This is a genomic window from Oleidesulfovibrio alaskensis DSM 16109 (assembly GCF_000482745.1).
GTDB lineage: Bacteria > Desulfobacterota > Desulfovibrionia > Desulfovibrionales > Desulfovibrionaceae > Oleidesulfovibrio > Oleidesulfovibrio alaskensis.
Genome location: NZ_KI519494.1, coordinates 448579 through 462762, shown reverse-complemented (window position 1 = coordinate 462762; position 14184 = coordinate 448579). Strand labels below are relative to the sequence as shown.

At 61.2% G+C, this 14184-nt stretch carries 13 protein-coding genes and 1 riboswitch; of the genes, 9 read left to right on the top strand and 4 right to left on the bottom strand.

Features of this window, described 5'->3' with window-relative positions:
• Window positions 1-485: 485 nt before the first annotated feature.
• Window positions 486-803, top strand: coding sequence for an MGMT family protein (locus tag H586_RS0114150; RefSeq protein WP_027182384.1), 318 nt, complete (start codon window positions 486-488; stop codon window positions 801-803).
• A 91-nt stretch (window positions 804-894) separates the two neighbouring features.
• Here H586_RS0114150 and H586_RS0114145 read toward each other — a convergent pair whose 3' ends face one another.
• Window positions 895-1833, bottom strand: coding sequence for a chemotaxis protein (locus H586_RS0114145; protein ID WP_011368854.1), 939 nt, complete (start codon window positions 1831-1833; stop codon window positions 895-897).
• A 42-nt stretch (window positions 1834-1875) separates the two neighbouring features.
• Complete coding sequence (locus H586_RS0114140; protein WP_027182383.1) at window positions 1876-4149, bottom strand: hypothetical protein; 2274 nt, start codon at window positions 4147-4149, stop codon at window positions 1876-1878.
• Window positions 4150-4390: 241 nt separating this feature from the next.
• Here H586_RS0114140 and H586_RS0114130 point away from each other — a divergent pair, with 241 nt between their 5' ends.
• The 6 genes from H586_RS0114130 to cobI all read left to right on the top strand — a co-directional run bounded on the left by H586_RS0114130 (window position 4391) and on the right by cobI (window position 10204).
• Window positions 4391-5398, top strand: a complete 1008-nt coding sequence (locus H586_RS0114130; RefSeq protein ID WP_011368856.1) for a nucleoside recognition domain-containing protein — start codon at window positions 4391-4393, stop codon at window positions 5396-5398.
• A 41-nt stretch (window positions 5399-5439) separates the two neighbouring features.
• A riboswitch (cobalamin riboswitch) is annotated at window positions 5440-5621 on the top strand.
• Between the two features lie 135 nt (window positions 5622-5756).
• Window positions 5757-6647: a sirohydrochlorin cobaltochelatase gene (locus tag H586_RS0114125; RefSeq protein WP_027182381.1), complete on the top strand. Its 891-nt coding sequence runs from the start codon at window positions 5757-5759 to the stop codon at window positions 6645-6647.
• Window positions 6647-7726 carry a FecCD family ABC transporter permease gene (locus H586_RS0114120; protein WP_081701864.1) on the top strand — a complete coding sequence of 360 codons (1080 nt, stop codon included), beginning with the start codon at window positions 6647-6649 and terminating at the stop codon, window positions 7724-7726. Before H586_RS0114125 ends, H586_RS0114120 begins: the two co-directional genes overlap by 1 nt.
• Window positions 7723-8550, top strand: coding sequence for an ABC transporter ATP-binding protein (locus tag H586_RS0114115; protein WP_027182379.1), 828 nt, complete (start codon window positions 7723-7725; stop codon window positions 8548-8550). Before H586_RS0114120 ends, H586_RS0114115 begins: the two co-directional genes overlap by 4 nt.
• Window positions 8547-9485: an ABC transporter substrate-binding protein gene (locus H586_RS0114110; protein ID WP_051364033.1), complete on the top strand. Its 939-nt coding sequence runs from the start codon at window positions 8547-8549 to the stop codon at window positions 9483-9485. The genes H586_RS0114115 and H586_RS0114110 overlap by 4 nt, the downstream gene beginning before the upstream one ends.
• Window positions 9485-10204, top strand: a complete 720-nt coding sequence (gene cobI / locus H586_RS0114105; protein WP_027182377.1) for a precorrin-2 C(20)-methyltransferase — start codon at window positions 9485-9487, stop codon at window positions 10202-10204. The genes H586_RS0114110 and cobI overlap by 1 nt, the downstream gene beginning before the upstream one ends.
• A gap of 142 nt (window positions 10205-10346) precedes the next feature.
• On the opposite strand, the gene H586_RS0114100 is transcribed toward cobI, so the two are convergent.
• Both H586_RS0114100 and H586_RS19385 read right to left on the bottom strand, forming a co-directional pair.
• Window positions 10347-11309 (bottom strand): PhzF family isomerase, encoded by a 963-nt coding sequence (locus tag H586_RS0114100; RefSeq protein ID WP_234702973.1) that lies wholly within the window; start codon window positions 11307-11309, stop codon window positions 10347-10349.
• A 28-nt stretch (window positions 11310-11337) separates the two neighbouring features.
• A complete protein-coding gene (locus H586_RS19385; RefSeq protein ID WP_034619318.1) occupies window positions 11338-12066 on the bottom strand; it encodes a TIGR00266 family protein in 729 nt (242 codons plus the stop codon).
• A 273-nt stretch (window positions 12067-12339) separates the two neighbouring features.
• Here H586_RS19385 and H586_RS0114090 point away from each other — a divergent pair, with 273 nt between their 5' ends.
• Window positions 12340-13554 carry an L-serine ammonia-lyase gene (locus H586_RS0114090; protein ID WP_011368864.1) on the top strand — a complete coding sequence of 405 codons (1215 nt, stop codon included), beginning with the start codon at window positions 12340-12342 and terminating at the stop codon, window positions 13552-13554.
• Window positions 13555-13737: 183 nt separating this feature from the next.
• Window positions 13738-14178 (top strand): RrF2 family transcriptional regulator, encoded by a 441-nt coding sequence (locus tag H586_RS0114080; RefSeq protein WP_011368865.1) that lies wholly within the window; start codon window positions 13738-13740, stop codon window positions 14176-14178.
• Window positions 14179-14184 lie beyond the last annotated feature (6 nt).

Below are 14184 nucleotides of genomic sequence, written 5' to 3'. Positions count from 1 at the left end.
CGCATAGCGCCACCATATGCCGGTGCCTGCGCACGATGTCCGCTATCTCGGACACAACGGACTGCCTGTTATCCGCAATCACGGACTAAAGATTCCGCACTGCGTCCGCGATCGCGGACAAAAAAGTATCTTCTCTGCCTCCATGCCATGCAGCGCCCCGCGCAAGACAACGTCAAAATCATAATAATATACCGATATTACATAATAAAAATACAAATCAGCACAAAACAGATTCCGTTGGCACGATACTTGGTAGTAGAAGGGCGGGTGTCTGGTCCACACTCACTGCTCCTTGCCTGCGTTGTACCGGACAAAGTCGCCGGCAGAGGGCAGCATTCGGGTTGCGCCCGAGCAGTCCGCCCAGTGCGGACACGAGAGAAACCGCGTCACGCAGGCAGTGTGGCGCGTTTTCTTTTGCCCTGCTACAGTACACACGCAGACAGAGGCGGCCCGACGCACTCTGCACAGCATACAGGATTGCACCGTTGGAAAGAACACAGTTCACCGCTGAGGTAATACGCCAGATAAAAAGCATTCCGGCAGGATACGTGAGCACGTACGGAATGATTGCCGCCATGGCGGGAAACCCGCGGGCCGCACGGCAGGTGGCCAGAGTGCTGCATAGCTGTTCCGCCCGTGACGCTCTGCCGTGGTACCGCGTCATCAACGCCGGCGGGAACATATCGCTGCCCCGCGGCGGCGGGTACGAACGTCAGAAAGCCCTGCTGCAGCGGGAGGGCATTGTCTTTGACGAAACAGACCGCGTGGACCTGCAGCGTTTTATGTGGACAATGCCGGCATGACACGGACCGGCCCTTTGCGCGCGGCAGCATGCAGGCACAAAAAAACCCGCACCGGAACGGTACGGGCCGCGACAGACATACACGGAACAGCTCAGCTGTCGCCTTCCAGCAGTTCAAGCAGTTTGCGCCCCAGTTCCGAAAGTTCCGGCTTGGCAAACTGCGCATCCGCCCCCACGGCATCGCCGCGGTGCTTCAGCTGTTCGGTGATAAGAGAAGAAAACAACGCCACCGGCAGGGCGCGCAGCACCGGGTCGTCCTTGATACGTTTGCACAGGTTCAGGCCGTCCATGCGCGGCATCTCCACATCGGTGATCACCGCCTGCACCAGTGAAGAAACCGGCACCCCGCTGTTCTGCGCCTCTTCTTTCAACGCCAGCAGCATCTCCCACGCCTCTTCCCCGTTGGAAGCCTGCCGCAGCACAAAACGGCCGCCTTCTTCCAGCAGTTTTTTCACCATCTTGCGGATGCTGCCCGAATCATCGGCGTGCAGCAGCTCATAGGTCCGGTCACCCTGCCGCACATCCACCCGCGCGCTCTGGCGCACGGCAAGGTCGGGATTCAGGTCGGCCACTATGCTTTCAAGATCCAGCAGAAAAACCACACGGCCTTCCAGCCGGACCACACCGGTAAAGGCATTCTGCGAAAAATTCTGCAGCATGTCGGAAGGCGGCTCCACATCTTCCCAGCTGATGCGGTGAATGCGGTTGACCGCCGACACCTGAAAAGCAGTGATGACACCGTTGAATTCGGTCACAATGACTTTCGGCGGTTCGTTTTCTACCAGATCCTTATCAAGATAGCGCCCCAGATTGACCAGCGGCACAACTTTGCCGTCCCGGTGACGAAAAGCCCCCATAACCGAAGCATGACGCTGCCCCGGCATGGACGTCACCGGTTGCTGGCGCAGTATCTCAAGCACCTTGGCCACATTGACGCCGTAGGACCCGCGATATTCCGGTTCATCAAGATAAAACTCGATGACCTCCAGCTCGTTTGTTCCCGACTCCAGCAGTATTTTGGTCTGTGCCATAGCTCCCCCGGCCCGGCCGGACATTGACGCGGCGCGTGTGCGCTACTCCTGATTCAGCATGAATTCGATGCGCACATCGTTTTCCGGCGATTCAACTTTCAGCGGGGCGCCAAATCTGTGCTCCGCAATGCGCGTGGCAAGAGCAAACCCCTCGTATCCGCTCATCTCACCACCGCTGCCGCCGAACATACGCTCGCTGCGCAGCAGTTTGGCGATATCCACGGGGCGGCTGCAGCCCGAAGCGGTCAGCACCACCCGCCCTCCGCGGGGGGTTGCCCCGTACTGCACCAGCACCCCCCCGGGAGAAGCCTCTCCCGACATCAGGGCATACAGCCCGAGGGTTATCATCTCATATACCACAAGTTCCGCATCCGCCGCCCTGATTATCTGCACAGAGTCCGCGCCGTCCGCCTCGATGCGCCAGCCCACGCGCCCCATACCGTACTCACGCAGGCGCGGGTCGTCCCTGCCCAGACGCAGGGCGTTGTCCACCACATCCTTAAGCGGTATGGGCCGTTCAGGACTGCGCCGTTCCGCATTGGGCAGTCTGGACACTATGCCCGTAAGCTCCGCACCGGCGGCCCGCAGCAGACCGACACGCCGGGGCACATCCCGCTCACCCAGATAACCGCGCAGCGCACTCAGGCTGCACCCGCAGCGCGCTGCAGCTCTGGCATTACCCTCGGTGTCTTCAAACAGCACCTCGTGCAGCTCTTCGGCATTCTGCACCACGGCAGAAAGCGGTTCCTTTGCTCCGTGACACATGCCCGACACCATTCTGGTAACCAGCGAAAGACGGTGCACCCCCACGGCTGCAGCCTCCAGAACGGCTCTGTCTGTCACATCGCGCAGCACCAGCAAGGCGCCGGCGGCAACAGGCAGCAGGCTCGACGCTTCCAGATCAAACCGGCGCAGCCCGTTATCCATACGGGCTTCGGCCTGCAGCAGGCAAAATTCGTCATTGTGCTGCAGCCCGCGCCTGAGCTTTTCAAGCGCACCGGCAAGCATGGGCAGCACGGCCTCGGGCAGCATTCCCTCCGCCGCATGCGAATCAATGCCCGATGCCTGTTCCGCCGGACGGTTCATGGCCGCTATGCGGCCGGCGGTATCAAGCAGCAGACAGATATCGTTCATATGCTGCATGGCTGCCAGCACCCCGCCAAGGGCCGTTGCCGAATCTTCGCAGGCGGGCATGCACCGCCGGTTGCGCCAGTGCCTGAACAACAGCGCCATGGCGGCAGCAACTGCCAGCCCCGCGCCGTACCACCACACAGAAGGACTGCCCTGCGGCAGGTTACGCACTATCACACCATCGGGCAGGTCGGGCAGAGACACCCCGAAACGCGAAAGCTGCCGGTAGTCAAGCACCGCCGTCACAGGGGTTTCCGCAATTATGGACAACTCTGAGGGGTCGGCCCCGCGCAGAATCTGCTCCGCCAGCCGTGCCGCCTGCCTCCCGTGCTCGGTACCCGAAAGCTGCGTGCCGCCCGCAAGCCCTGCGGCGATGAACTGCGCTCCCACTCCGTACACGGGAACAGGAGAAGCCTGCGTAAGCAGCCGGACGCATTCTTCCACCGTAAGCACTCTGCCGTTGCGGTCGCGCAGAAAACTGAGCAGCACCACGACAGACGATGAAGGCAGCAGGCGCAGAGCTTCCTGCAGCTTGGGGGCAGGCAGGTTGTTCATCTCGGTAAAATCCACCCGTCCCGCAAAGCCTCTGCGTGCCTCGCGTGCGGCATGCAGCATGCGCTGCCCCGTCGTGGTGCCGTCGGCCACAAACACCACGCTGCGGGTGGCCGGATGCATGGAAAGCGCCAGCGAAAGCGTACCTTCCACATCCACCCTTTCCAGCACTCCCGTGGTGCGTTCCGGCATGCTGCCGCGCGGCATGTGCTGCAGGTTTACCCCGCAAAAAACAAGCGGCACCCCCGGAAAAAGCGTCTGACGGTGCGCCCGCAGCAATTCAAAGGCGTTGTCATCGGCCGCCATGAGCACGTCGAAATAGTCTCTGGAATATTTTTCGCGCAGCAGGACAAACATATGACGGGTGGCCACATCGGGCGCCATCCGTTTGGAATCCATATATTCAAAATGCAGCTGCGGCTTGATGTCAGAATCAACGAACCATGATTCGATGCCCGACATTTCAGCATCGGACCACTGGAAGCCCCTGTGGTAGGAATTGAGCACAAGCACCCGCCCGTTCTCTGCGGCAGCGGCCGCGGGCAGCAGCACAAGAAAAAGAGCGGCCAGAGCAAAAATGACGCAAAGCCGGTTGCCCGCCGGCCTGTCAGAAGGTATGAATCTGGTCTTCATGCTGTCAGACGATCCTTTTGCAATACCTGCAAATAAGCTGAAACTACACCACGGGTGCTGTTTTCTGTCAAACAGGCTTCATCCGGCAGCCCCGCAACGGCCGACGGCAGGCATGCAGACCGGCAGAAACCGGCCATGCTCCCTTAATCCTTACTTTCACTCTATGTCCGACTCCATGCAAAAGCAAAGCTCTACCGCAAAAATATCTTCACGCCGGACAGGCAGAGGCAGAAAAACGCTTATGTTTGTTCCGCTGCTGTGCGGAATCTCCGCACTGGGCATCATTCTGCACGCCGACCCTGCGCTGCTGCACTGGCAGTATGCATGGCCCGAACTTGTCAGGCCGCTCATACGCATGCTCATATATCTGGCCATGGGACTGGCCGTGGGGCTGGTGGTGGAAGGCGCCGGCTGGGCCCCCTTTCTGGCGCGGCTGGCCCGGCCGCTGACACGGTGGGGCGGGCTGGGGCAGACATCGGGCGCGGCTTTCGCCACTGCGTTCGTTTCCGGCACAGCGGCCAACACCATGCTTATGGAAGCCATGCGTGACGGGCGCATTTCTCTGCGCGAACTGCGCATTGCCTATCTCATCAACACCGGTCTGCCTGTTTTTCTGCTGCATCTGCCCACCACTTTTTTTATAGTGGTGCCCATGACACGCACGGCAGGGGCCATATACCTTGCACTTAACGGCACAGCCGCCCTGTGCCGCACTCTGGGACTGCTTGCGTGGGCCCGCGCAACGGCGCACCGCAGGCAGTCCGGACAGTCTGCGGCACCAGAACACAGCGGAAGGCTTGACCTCAACCGCGTGGCAGCCCTGTTCCGCAGACGCTTTTCGCGCATCATCCTGTTCACGGCACCGGTCTATTTTCTCATTTATGCGCTTACACAGGCAGGCGTATTCGAAGCCATGCGCCAGGCCGCCGCTCAGGGGCTGTCATGGAGCTTTCTGCCTGTAGAAGCGGCCAGCGTGGTTATTTTTGCCGTGGCCGCGGAATTCACATCAGGAATTGCGGCCGCGGGCGCCCTGCTGGATGCCGGGTCGCTGACCACCGCCCAGACAGTCACCGCGCTGATACTGGGAACCATTGCAGCAACCCCCGTCCGCGCCCTGCGGCACCAGCTGCCTTCGCACGCGGGCATATTCACTCCGCGTCTGGGTCTTGTGCTGCTGCTGCAAAGCCAGTTTCTGCGCATCACCAGCCTGCTGGCCGTGACAGGCTGCTACCTGCTGTTCGCGGCATAACCCCTGCATGCTGCGGCCTTGACATGCTGCCGCAGCCATATATAACCCGAATCGATTCAGGTGCCCTGCGGGGCTTGATAGGGAATCCCGTTAAAGTCGGGAGCGGACCCGCCGCCGTAAGTCCACGATACGCCGCATCCACACCGTGCCACTGGGAAAAATTCCCGGGAAGGCCGGATGCCGCGGGACAAGCCGGAAGACCTGCCTGAGTGTACAGGATGACTTTTTGGGCACGGGGCTTTGCCGCAAAAAGTCCGTCACGGTGACCGGAGCGCCCCTTCCTGCCCATGCAGGAGGCAGCGCTCTTTATTTTTACCGTGACTATATCAATGCCCCAGATTCTCTGGAGGTTTCCTTCATGAAACTGCGCTCATGGTGCAGACTGCTCGTCACCGCGTGCTGCCTGCTGTGCGTTGCCGCGCCTGCTTTTGCCGGCCACGGCGCCGCACATCCCGACAAAAAAGCCATTCTGCTTGCCACCTTCGGCAGCACCGTGCCCGAAGCACGCGCCCCCTACGAAGCGCTGGAACGCGAAGTACGTGCCGCCATACCCGGTGTTGAAGTGCGCTGGGCTTACACGGCACGCATGGTGCGCGACATTGTGGCGAGTGAGCAGAACCTGCAGGTGGATTCGCCCGCCGTGGCACTGGGCCGTCTGGGCGATGCAGGGTTCAACCGCGTGGCCGTGCAGTCGCTGCACATGATTCCGGGCTTTGAATACCTCGGCCTGCTGCACACCGCAGAACGTTTTGAGGGCATGCCCAAAAATATCAAGCAGGTGGAAGTCGGCAAGCCGCTCATGTACACTGCAGAGGACATGAAAAATGTGGCCGATGCAGTCATGACCGCCGTACCCGCAGAACGTACCGCAGACGAGGCGGTGGTGTTCATGGGCCACGGTACCGGTCATTCTGCCAATGCATTCTACCCCGCCCTGCAGTATTATCTGTGGCAGAAAGATGCCAATGCCTTTGTGGGCACCGTTGAAGGCAGCCCCGAAATTGACGACGTGCTGGCCATGCTGAAAAAGAAAGGTATCAAAAAAGCCTACCTGCTTCCGCTCATGTCGGTGGCGGGTGACCATACCGTAAACGACATGGCAGGCGACGAGCCCGATTCGTGGAAAAGTGTTTTTGCCGCTCACGGCATCACCCCCGTACCCGTGGTAAAAGGCATGGCAGCTGTGCCCGCCATCCGCGCCATATGGGTTGAGCACCTTAAAGAAGCCTACAACCGGCTGGATGACTGATGAACAGGGCCGGAAACACCGTAACACGCCGCACGCTCCGCCCGGTGCTGTGCTGTGCCGCCGCGTCGGCCGCCTGTGCGGTTTCGGTGTTTCTGGCCTGTTACGCGGGGGCGTTTCCCGTGGAGTTTGCCGACGTGACGGCCGTGCTGCTGCATGCCGCCGGTCTGGGCCCCCCGCCCGCAGCCGCGCAGGATAATCCCGCACTGACCGTTGTGGTGCTTGAGCTGCGTCTGGGCCGCGTGGTGCTCTCGCTGCTGGTGGGCGCTTCGCTGGCGGTGGCAGGCACGGTGTATCAGGGGCTGCTGCGCAACCCTCTGGCCGATCCTTTCACGCTGGGCGTTTCGTCCGGAGCCGCTTTCGGCGCATCCGTGGCACTTTTCTGGGGGCTGGGCACCATGGCCCTGCCGTTTTTTCCCGCTGCAGGAATACTGCCCGCCGCGGCCCTGACCGGTGCCACCGCGGCGCTGGCGGCCGTGCTTGTACTGGGTCGCGTGGGCGGCATCATGCGCCGCGAAACGCTGGTACTTGCGGGTATTGTGGTGTCCACGTTCCTTTCCGCTCTCATATCGCTGGTCAAATCACTGGACGAAGAATCGGTGGCAAGCATCGTATTCTGGATAATGGGCAGTCTGCAGGGCCGCGGCTGGCATGAGGTCATGCTTTTCACGCCGTGGTTTGTGCTGGGTATGCTGCCCGTCATCCGTTTTTCGCGCGAGCTTGATATTCTGTCGCTGGGCGACATGCAGGCCCGTCAGCTGGGCATGGATGCTTCACGCGTACGGTTGTGGCTGCTGCTGGGAGCAGGAGCGCTTACGGGCGTCTCCGTGGCGGTCAGCGGGGTGATAGGATTTGTGGGGCTGGTTGTGCCGCATCTGGTACGTATGGTCATAGGCGCCGAGCACCGGCCGCTGCTGGCGGTCAGCGCGCTGACAGGCGGTCTTTTGCTGCTCTGGTCCGACGTGCTGGCCCGCACCCTGCTTTCCGGCGGGGCCGAACTGCCCGTGGGAGTGGTCACCGCGCTGCTGGGGGGCCCTTTTTTCTGCCTGCTGCTGCGGCGCAATACAGGAACAGCCCTATGATACGCCTGCGCAATGCCACATTGGGCCACGGTACAACGCCCGTACTGCACAACATCTCCCTGCATATCAGACAGGGTGAAATGACAGGTCTGCTCGGCCCCAACGGCAGCGGCAAAACAACCCTGCTGCTCACCCTTTCCGGAGTGCTGCCGCCGGTCAGCGGCGAAGTGCTGCTGCGCACCGCCTCCGCTGCATCTGAAAAGGATGCAGTGCAGTTCACTCCGGCCGCGGGGCTTTGTGCCCGCACCCGCGCAAAAAAAATGGCTTCGGTACCGCAACGGCCTGACATCGTCCCTGACATACCGGTGCGCTCCGTGGTACTCATGGGACGGTATCCCTATATATCCTTTCTGGGCGGATACAGCGCCGCAGACAACGAGGCCGCGGAAAACGCCATGCGCCAGACAGCCACATCGCAGTTTGCCTCACGGCCGGCATGCAGGCTTTCCGGCGGAGAATTCCAGCGGGTGCTCATAGCACGGGCGCTGGCACAGGCGGCCCCCTGCCTGCTGCTGGACGAGGCCACATCCGGTCTGGACATAGCCCGCAAAGTGGAAATTTACGACATGCTGCGCCGCAGACATGCGCAGGGACTCACGGTGGTCGCCGCCATTCATGACCTTAATCTGGCGGCACTCTACTGTGACCGGCTGATATTTCTGAAAGACGGAGCCGTGGCGCTGGACGGCCCCACCCGCGACGTATTTACAGAAGCCAACCTCTGCCGGATATATGAAACCTCTGTCCGCGTATTCCGGCATCCGGACTGCGGGCTGCCGCAGGCTCTTTTCATGCCCGCCCACACGCAGAGAAAAACGCCATGACAACCTTCCGACATCTCAGCGCCGCGCTGTGGTGCGCCTTTATCCTGCTGCTGGCACCTTTGTCCGTTGCCGCGCAGCAGCACGGAGTAAGCATAACCGATGATACAGGCCGCACCGTGCAGCTGGATGCTCCTGCCCGGCGCATCATCGCCCTGTACGGTGCCTTTAACGAGACACTGGCCGCCATGGGTCTGCAGGACAGGCTCATAGCACGCACCAATGCCGACCACTGGCCGGAATCCATCCGCAGTCTGCCCGCCATCGGCACGCACATGCGGCCCAACCTTGAACTGGTGGCCGGCATGGCTCCCGACCTTGTGCTGCAGATGAGCGGACGCAAAGAAGCCGGGCAGGCCGTGGACGACCTGCGCGCGCTGGGCATTCCCGTGGCGGAATTTCACGTTGCCGACTTTGAGCAGCTGTTTTCCGTCATCGCCCGTCTGGGAGTGCTGACCGGAGAACAGGGCAAGGCAGCGGCACTTACCGCACAGTTGCGCAACCGTCTGGAAACGGTGCGCGCAGCCGTAGCCGGAGAACACCGCCCCTCGGTCTTTTTTGAAGTCCGTTACCCCAACCTGCTGGGGGCGGGCACAGGTTCCATCGTCAATGACATTATCGGCCGCGCAGGCGGTGCAAACTGCCTCGTGTCCGACAAAAAACTGGAGCGCCCCTCGGAAGAGGAACTGCTGCGCCTCGACCCCGAAGTCTACATTGTGCAGCACGGCCCCATGAATAAAACACCGGTGCCGCCGGACGCGCGGCCGCACTTCCGCACACTGCGGGCGGTGCGTCATGCGCGCTGGCTTGTTGTGGAAGAGGCGTGTTATTCACGCCCCGGCCCCAGAGCGGTGGATGCGGTGGAAGAGCTTGCGCGCTTTCTGCATCCCTCGCGCTTCACCCTGCAGCCCCCGGCTGCCGGTCAAGGAGAACCCTAGTGTACGGTACGTTGTACGGTATCGGCGTCGGCCCCGGCGACCCCGACCTGCTTACCATAAAGGCGGTCAAGGCTCTGGCCCGCACGGACGTGGTCTTTGCCGCCAGTTCCACAAAAAACGATTATTCGGTATCGCTTTCCATAGCCGCCCCGCACCTGCGGGACGATGTGCAGATTATCCGGCTGGGCTTTCCCATGTCGCGCGACGGCAGCGTGCTGCGTGCTGCGTGGGACGAAAACGCACGCACAGTTGCCGGCCATCTGGCTGCCGGACGGCAGTGCGCGTTTCTCACGCTGGGGGACCCGCTCATCTATTCCACTTTCGGCTACCTGCTGCGCACTCTGCGCACCGTATGTCCGCAGGCTCCCGTGGAAATCGTGCCGGGCATCACCTCATATCAGGCGTCGGCCGCACGCACGGCCACCATCCTGTGTGAATCAGGTGAAAACCTGCTGCTGCTTTCCGGCGTGGGTGACGGGCTGGAACAAGCCCTGAATTACGCGGACAACGCCGTTATTCTGAAAACGTATAAAAACTTTGCCGCCATCAGAAAGGCTGTGACCGCAGCAGGCAAAGAAAACCAGAGCACGTTTGTCTCTCGTCTGGGAATGGACGGCGAGATTGTGGCCGAATCACTACAGGACGCCCCCGAAAAGCCGCATTACTTTTCGCTGATGCTGGTGACCGGCGATAAAAAGAGAAAAAACGCGGACTCCTGACCGGAGCCTGCCGCGCACCATGCGCAGACAACTACATGCAAAGCCCCCCTGCGCCGCCGCATAGCAAAGCGCAGGGGGGTAACATGTACAGTTGGCTCAGCCCCGCATGGCAAAAGCCCTGCGCGGCTGCGCCGCACTGCCGTCAGACACTGCGGGCCGTAATGCGGCCGTCGTCCTCTACGTGCAGCGCAACCTCCATCCGGCCGGCTTCCGCCGCGTGCCCGCCTACCTGCACACGGCACGGACCGTCTTCATCACGGTGGACAGTCACCTCCACCATGCCTTCCTTGCCCATGGCCACACCCTGCCTGCCGCAAAAGGTAAACGCCGCCTGTGCGGGCAGTCTGCCGTAATGCGACAGATACGCACCACAGGGGCCGTTGGCATTCCCCGTCACGGGGTCCTCGTCAATGCCGATGGCAGGAGCGAACATGCGCCCGTTTATAAGCGCTTCGTCATCCCCGCCGTTGAACCCGAAAACAAAAAAGCCGTTACACCCCGTGACACGGCTGCATTCCGTCAGAGCGGTCATGTCCGGCTTCAGGGCGTCCAGCAATGCCGTTCTGCGCAGCGGCACCATTATTTTGGAATGTCCCGTGGAAACCTCCTGTACCGGCAAACCGGACAGCAGGTCGTCTTCATCAAGCCCAAGAGCGTTAAGAACCGCCTGCCTGACAGCAGGTATGCACGGCGGAGAAAACACCACCCTGCCCTGCGTCATGACAATCTTCATACCGCTGCCGGATCCGCGGATATCCACGGGCAGAACCCCCGCGCCGGTCAGGGCGGACACCGTTGTGTCCGAAATTCCCAGCGCCCGTGCCCGCGCATAATGCGCCCCCACGGTGGCATGCCCGCACACCGGAACCTCGGCCCGCGGGGTGAAATAGCGCACATGCACGGCATACCCGGCCTGTGCAGGTGCCGGCAGAATAAAAGCCGTCTCCGACACATTGACCAGCGCTGCCACTGCCTGCATGGCAGCGGCGGACAATCCCGCGGCATCCAGCACCACACCCGCGCGGTTTCCCCTGCCGGGCGTGCGGGTGAATGCATCCACAAGCAGCACGGTCAGCCGGAATTCTTCCATGGCATGATCCCCCATGCACCATGCGCGGCAATATCGCGCCGCGTTATTTCTTTTCAGGAATCAGTGCCGTGATACGGTCGGCAAGACGGTTGAAGGGCATGCTCTGCAAAAACACCGTACCGTGTCCGGACAATGCCGCCAGAAACGCCCCTTCGCCGCCGAACATCATGGACTTCAGCCCGCCGGAAAGTCCGATATCGTAGCTGACCCCCGGTGTGAAAGCCACGAGGCAGCCTGTGTCCACCCGCAGCGTACCGCCTTGCAGTTCCTTGCGCACCACGGCGCCGCCCGCATGCACAAAGGCCAGACCGTCACCGCGCAGCCGCTGCAGTACAAATCCTTCACCACCGAAAAATCCCGCTCCCAGACGCTTGCTGAAAGCGACATCGATGCGGGTGCCGCGCGCCGCGCACAAAAAAGCATCGCGCTGACAGATAAGCTCGCCGCCGATTTCCGCCAGATCAACAGGCACCACATGCCCCGGCACCTGACCGGCAAAAGCCACGGAGGCCTTTGCCTGCCCCTGATTGGTAAAGTGCGTCATAAACAGCGACTCACCCGTGACCAGCCGCTTGCCCGCTCCCAGCAGCTTGCCGAAAAAACCGCCGTCCGCCGCGGAACCGTCGCCCATGCGGGCGGCAAACTCAATGTCCCCGTCCATCCAGCACATGGCTCCGGCTTCGGCTATGACTGTCTCACCGGGGTCCAGTTCCACTTCCACCACCTGCAGGTCGCCCCCCGTTATCCTGTATTCCACTTCATGGCTTTTCATCACGCACTCCCGTATCTCGTTTTCCGGCGTATGCTGCCTTTACTGGATGCCGCGCCCCATTTGCGCATGCTCCCGCTGCTATACACCTGCCGGCGCCGTCTGCACCAGCACAAATACCACCGGCCACCCCGCCGCGGCGACAGGCCATTGACGATTGCCGTGAGTAACGCTACCTGAACAGTACCACTGACAGGCAAGCATGTGACGCCTTTGTTTTCTGTGCTTTTCACGTCCGCCGCATTGCCTGCGCACCGCCTACAGCCGCGAGGGCATATGGACAGCATAACAGAGCTTTACCGCATCGGCTCCGGCCCTTCTTCCAGCCACACCATGGGACCGCAGAACGCCGCACGTCTTTTTGTGGAACAGCACCCCGAAGCCGCACGGTTCCGCGTGACCCTGTATGAAAGTCTGGCATCCACAGGCAAAGGCCACCTGACCGACCGGGCCGTTACAGCCGCACTGGGTGAAGAGCGCTGTGAAATAGTCTGGAAACCGGAAGAACGCATGCCCCGGCATCCCAACGGCATGCTGTTTGAAGCGCAGGACAGCAACGGCAACGTAACCGGCAGCTGGAAAGTGTACAGCGTGGGCGGCGGCGCCATCATGGGCGAAGACGAACCCCGCAGGCAGCAGCAGGGCGTCTACCCGCACCCTGATCTGGCTTCGGTAATGGCCCTGTGCGAAGATAAGGGCATAACCTACTGGGAATATGTGGCCCGTTATGAAGGCGAAACCGTATGGCCCTTTTTGAAAACCATATGGCAGGCCATGCAGCAGGCGCTGGAACGCGGTCTGACTGCGCAGGGAGTTCTGCCCGGTTCCATAGGGCTGCGCAGGCAGGCATGGAACTATATGTCGCGCACAAAGCTGGCGCACAAAAGCATGCACCAGACCGGCAAGGTGACGGCCTATGCGCTGGCCGTGGCTGAAGAAAACGCGGCAGGCGGCATCATAGTCACAGCCCCCACATGCGGTTCATGCGGCATCGTGCCCGCCGTGCTCTATTACCTGCGCGAAACGCTGAAAGCCACCGAGCAGGATATTCTGCGGGCTCTGGCCACGGCAGGACTTTTCGGCAACATAATCAAGCACAATGCGTCCATTTCTGGCGCGGAGGTTGGCTGTCAGGGCGAGGTGGGCTCTGCCTGCGCCATGGCGGCGGCCGCCGCCACCCAGATGATGGGCGGTACGGTGCGGCAGATAGAATACGCTGCCGAAATGGGTCTGGAGCACCATCTGGGGCTGACATGCGACCCTGTGGACGGGCTGGTGCAGATTCCCTGTATAGAACGTAACGCCTGCGCGGCCACCCGTGCCCTTTCCCGTGCGCAGATGGCCATCCTGTCCGACGGCATGCACCGCATTCCCTTTGACGAAGTGGTGGCCGTCATGGCCCAGACAGGTCACGACCTGCCCAGCCTGTATCGCGAAACAGCCCGCGGCGGGCTGGCAAAAGTCTATGCCGCACGGCCGCAGAAGCAGTGAAATGCCCCCCACGGGTATTCAAAATGCCATTGATATTAAAAAAATAGATAAAAATCGGCATATTATAACGACAACAGCCCGTAAAAAATAACGATTTCTTGACGTTGCAAAAGCTGCGTACTAAAGAAAAACAGACACCCCGCCAGCACTGCCGCCTGAACATTATACAGGATTGCAAGCATAATGAAGCTTTCTGCCCGCACCAGATACGCCACACGCCTGCTGCTTGACCTTGCCCTGCACGACGACAATACCCCCCGCAGGGCGTCCATGCTTTCGCAAAGCACCGGTGTGACCGTCCAGTTTATCGAGCAGATACTGAAACCCCTGAAAAAAGAAGGGCTGGTAACCAGCGTGCGGGGTGCCGCCGGCGGACACCTGCTGGCCGCAGACCCTCAGGAACTGACACTGGGGCACATTGTGCGCGTGATGGAAGGGGGTATCCACATGACCGAGTGCAGCCGGGACGAAACAGCCTGTGAACGCGCGCACCAGTGCAGAACACGGCAGGTGTGGATCAGGATATCCAGAGCCATGGAACAGGAACTGGAAGCAATCACACTTTCGGACCTCATGCAGGATGCTTCCATCATCGCATCATCACCGGCCGACCGCCGCGGCTGACATCGC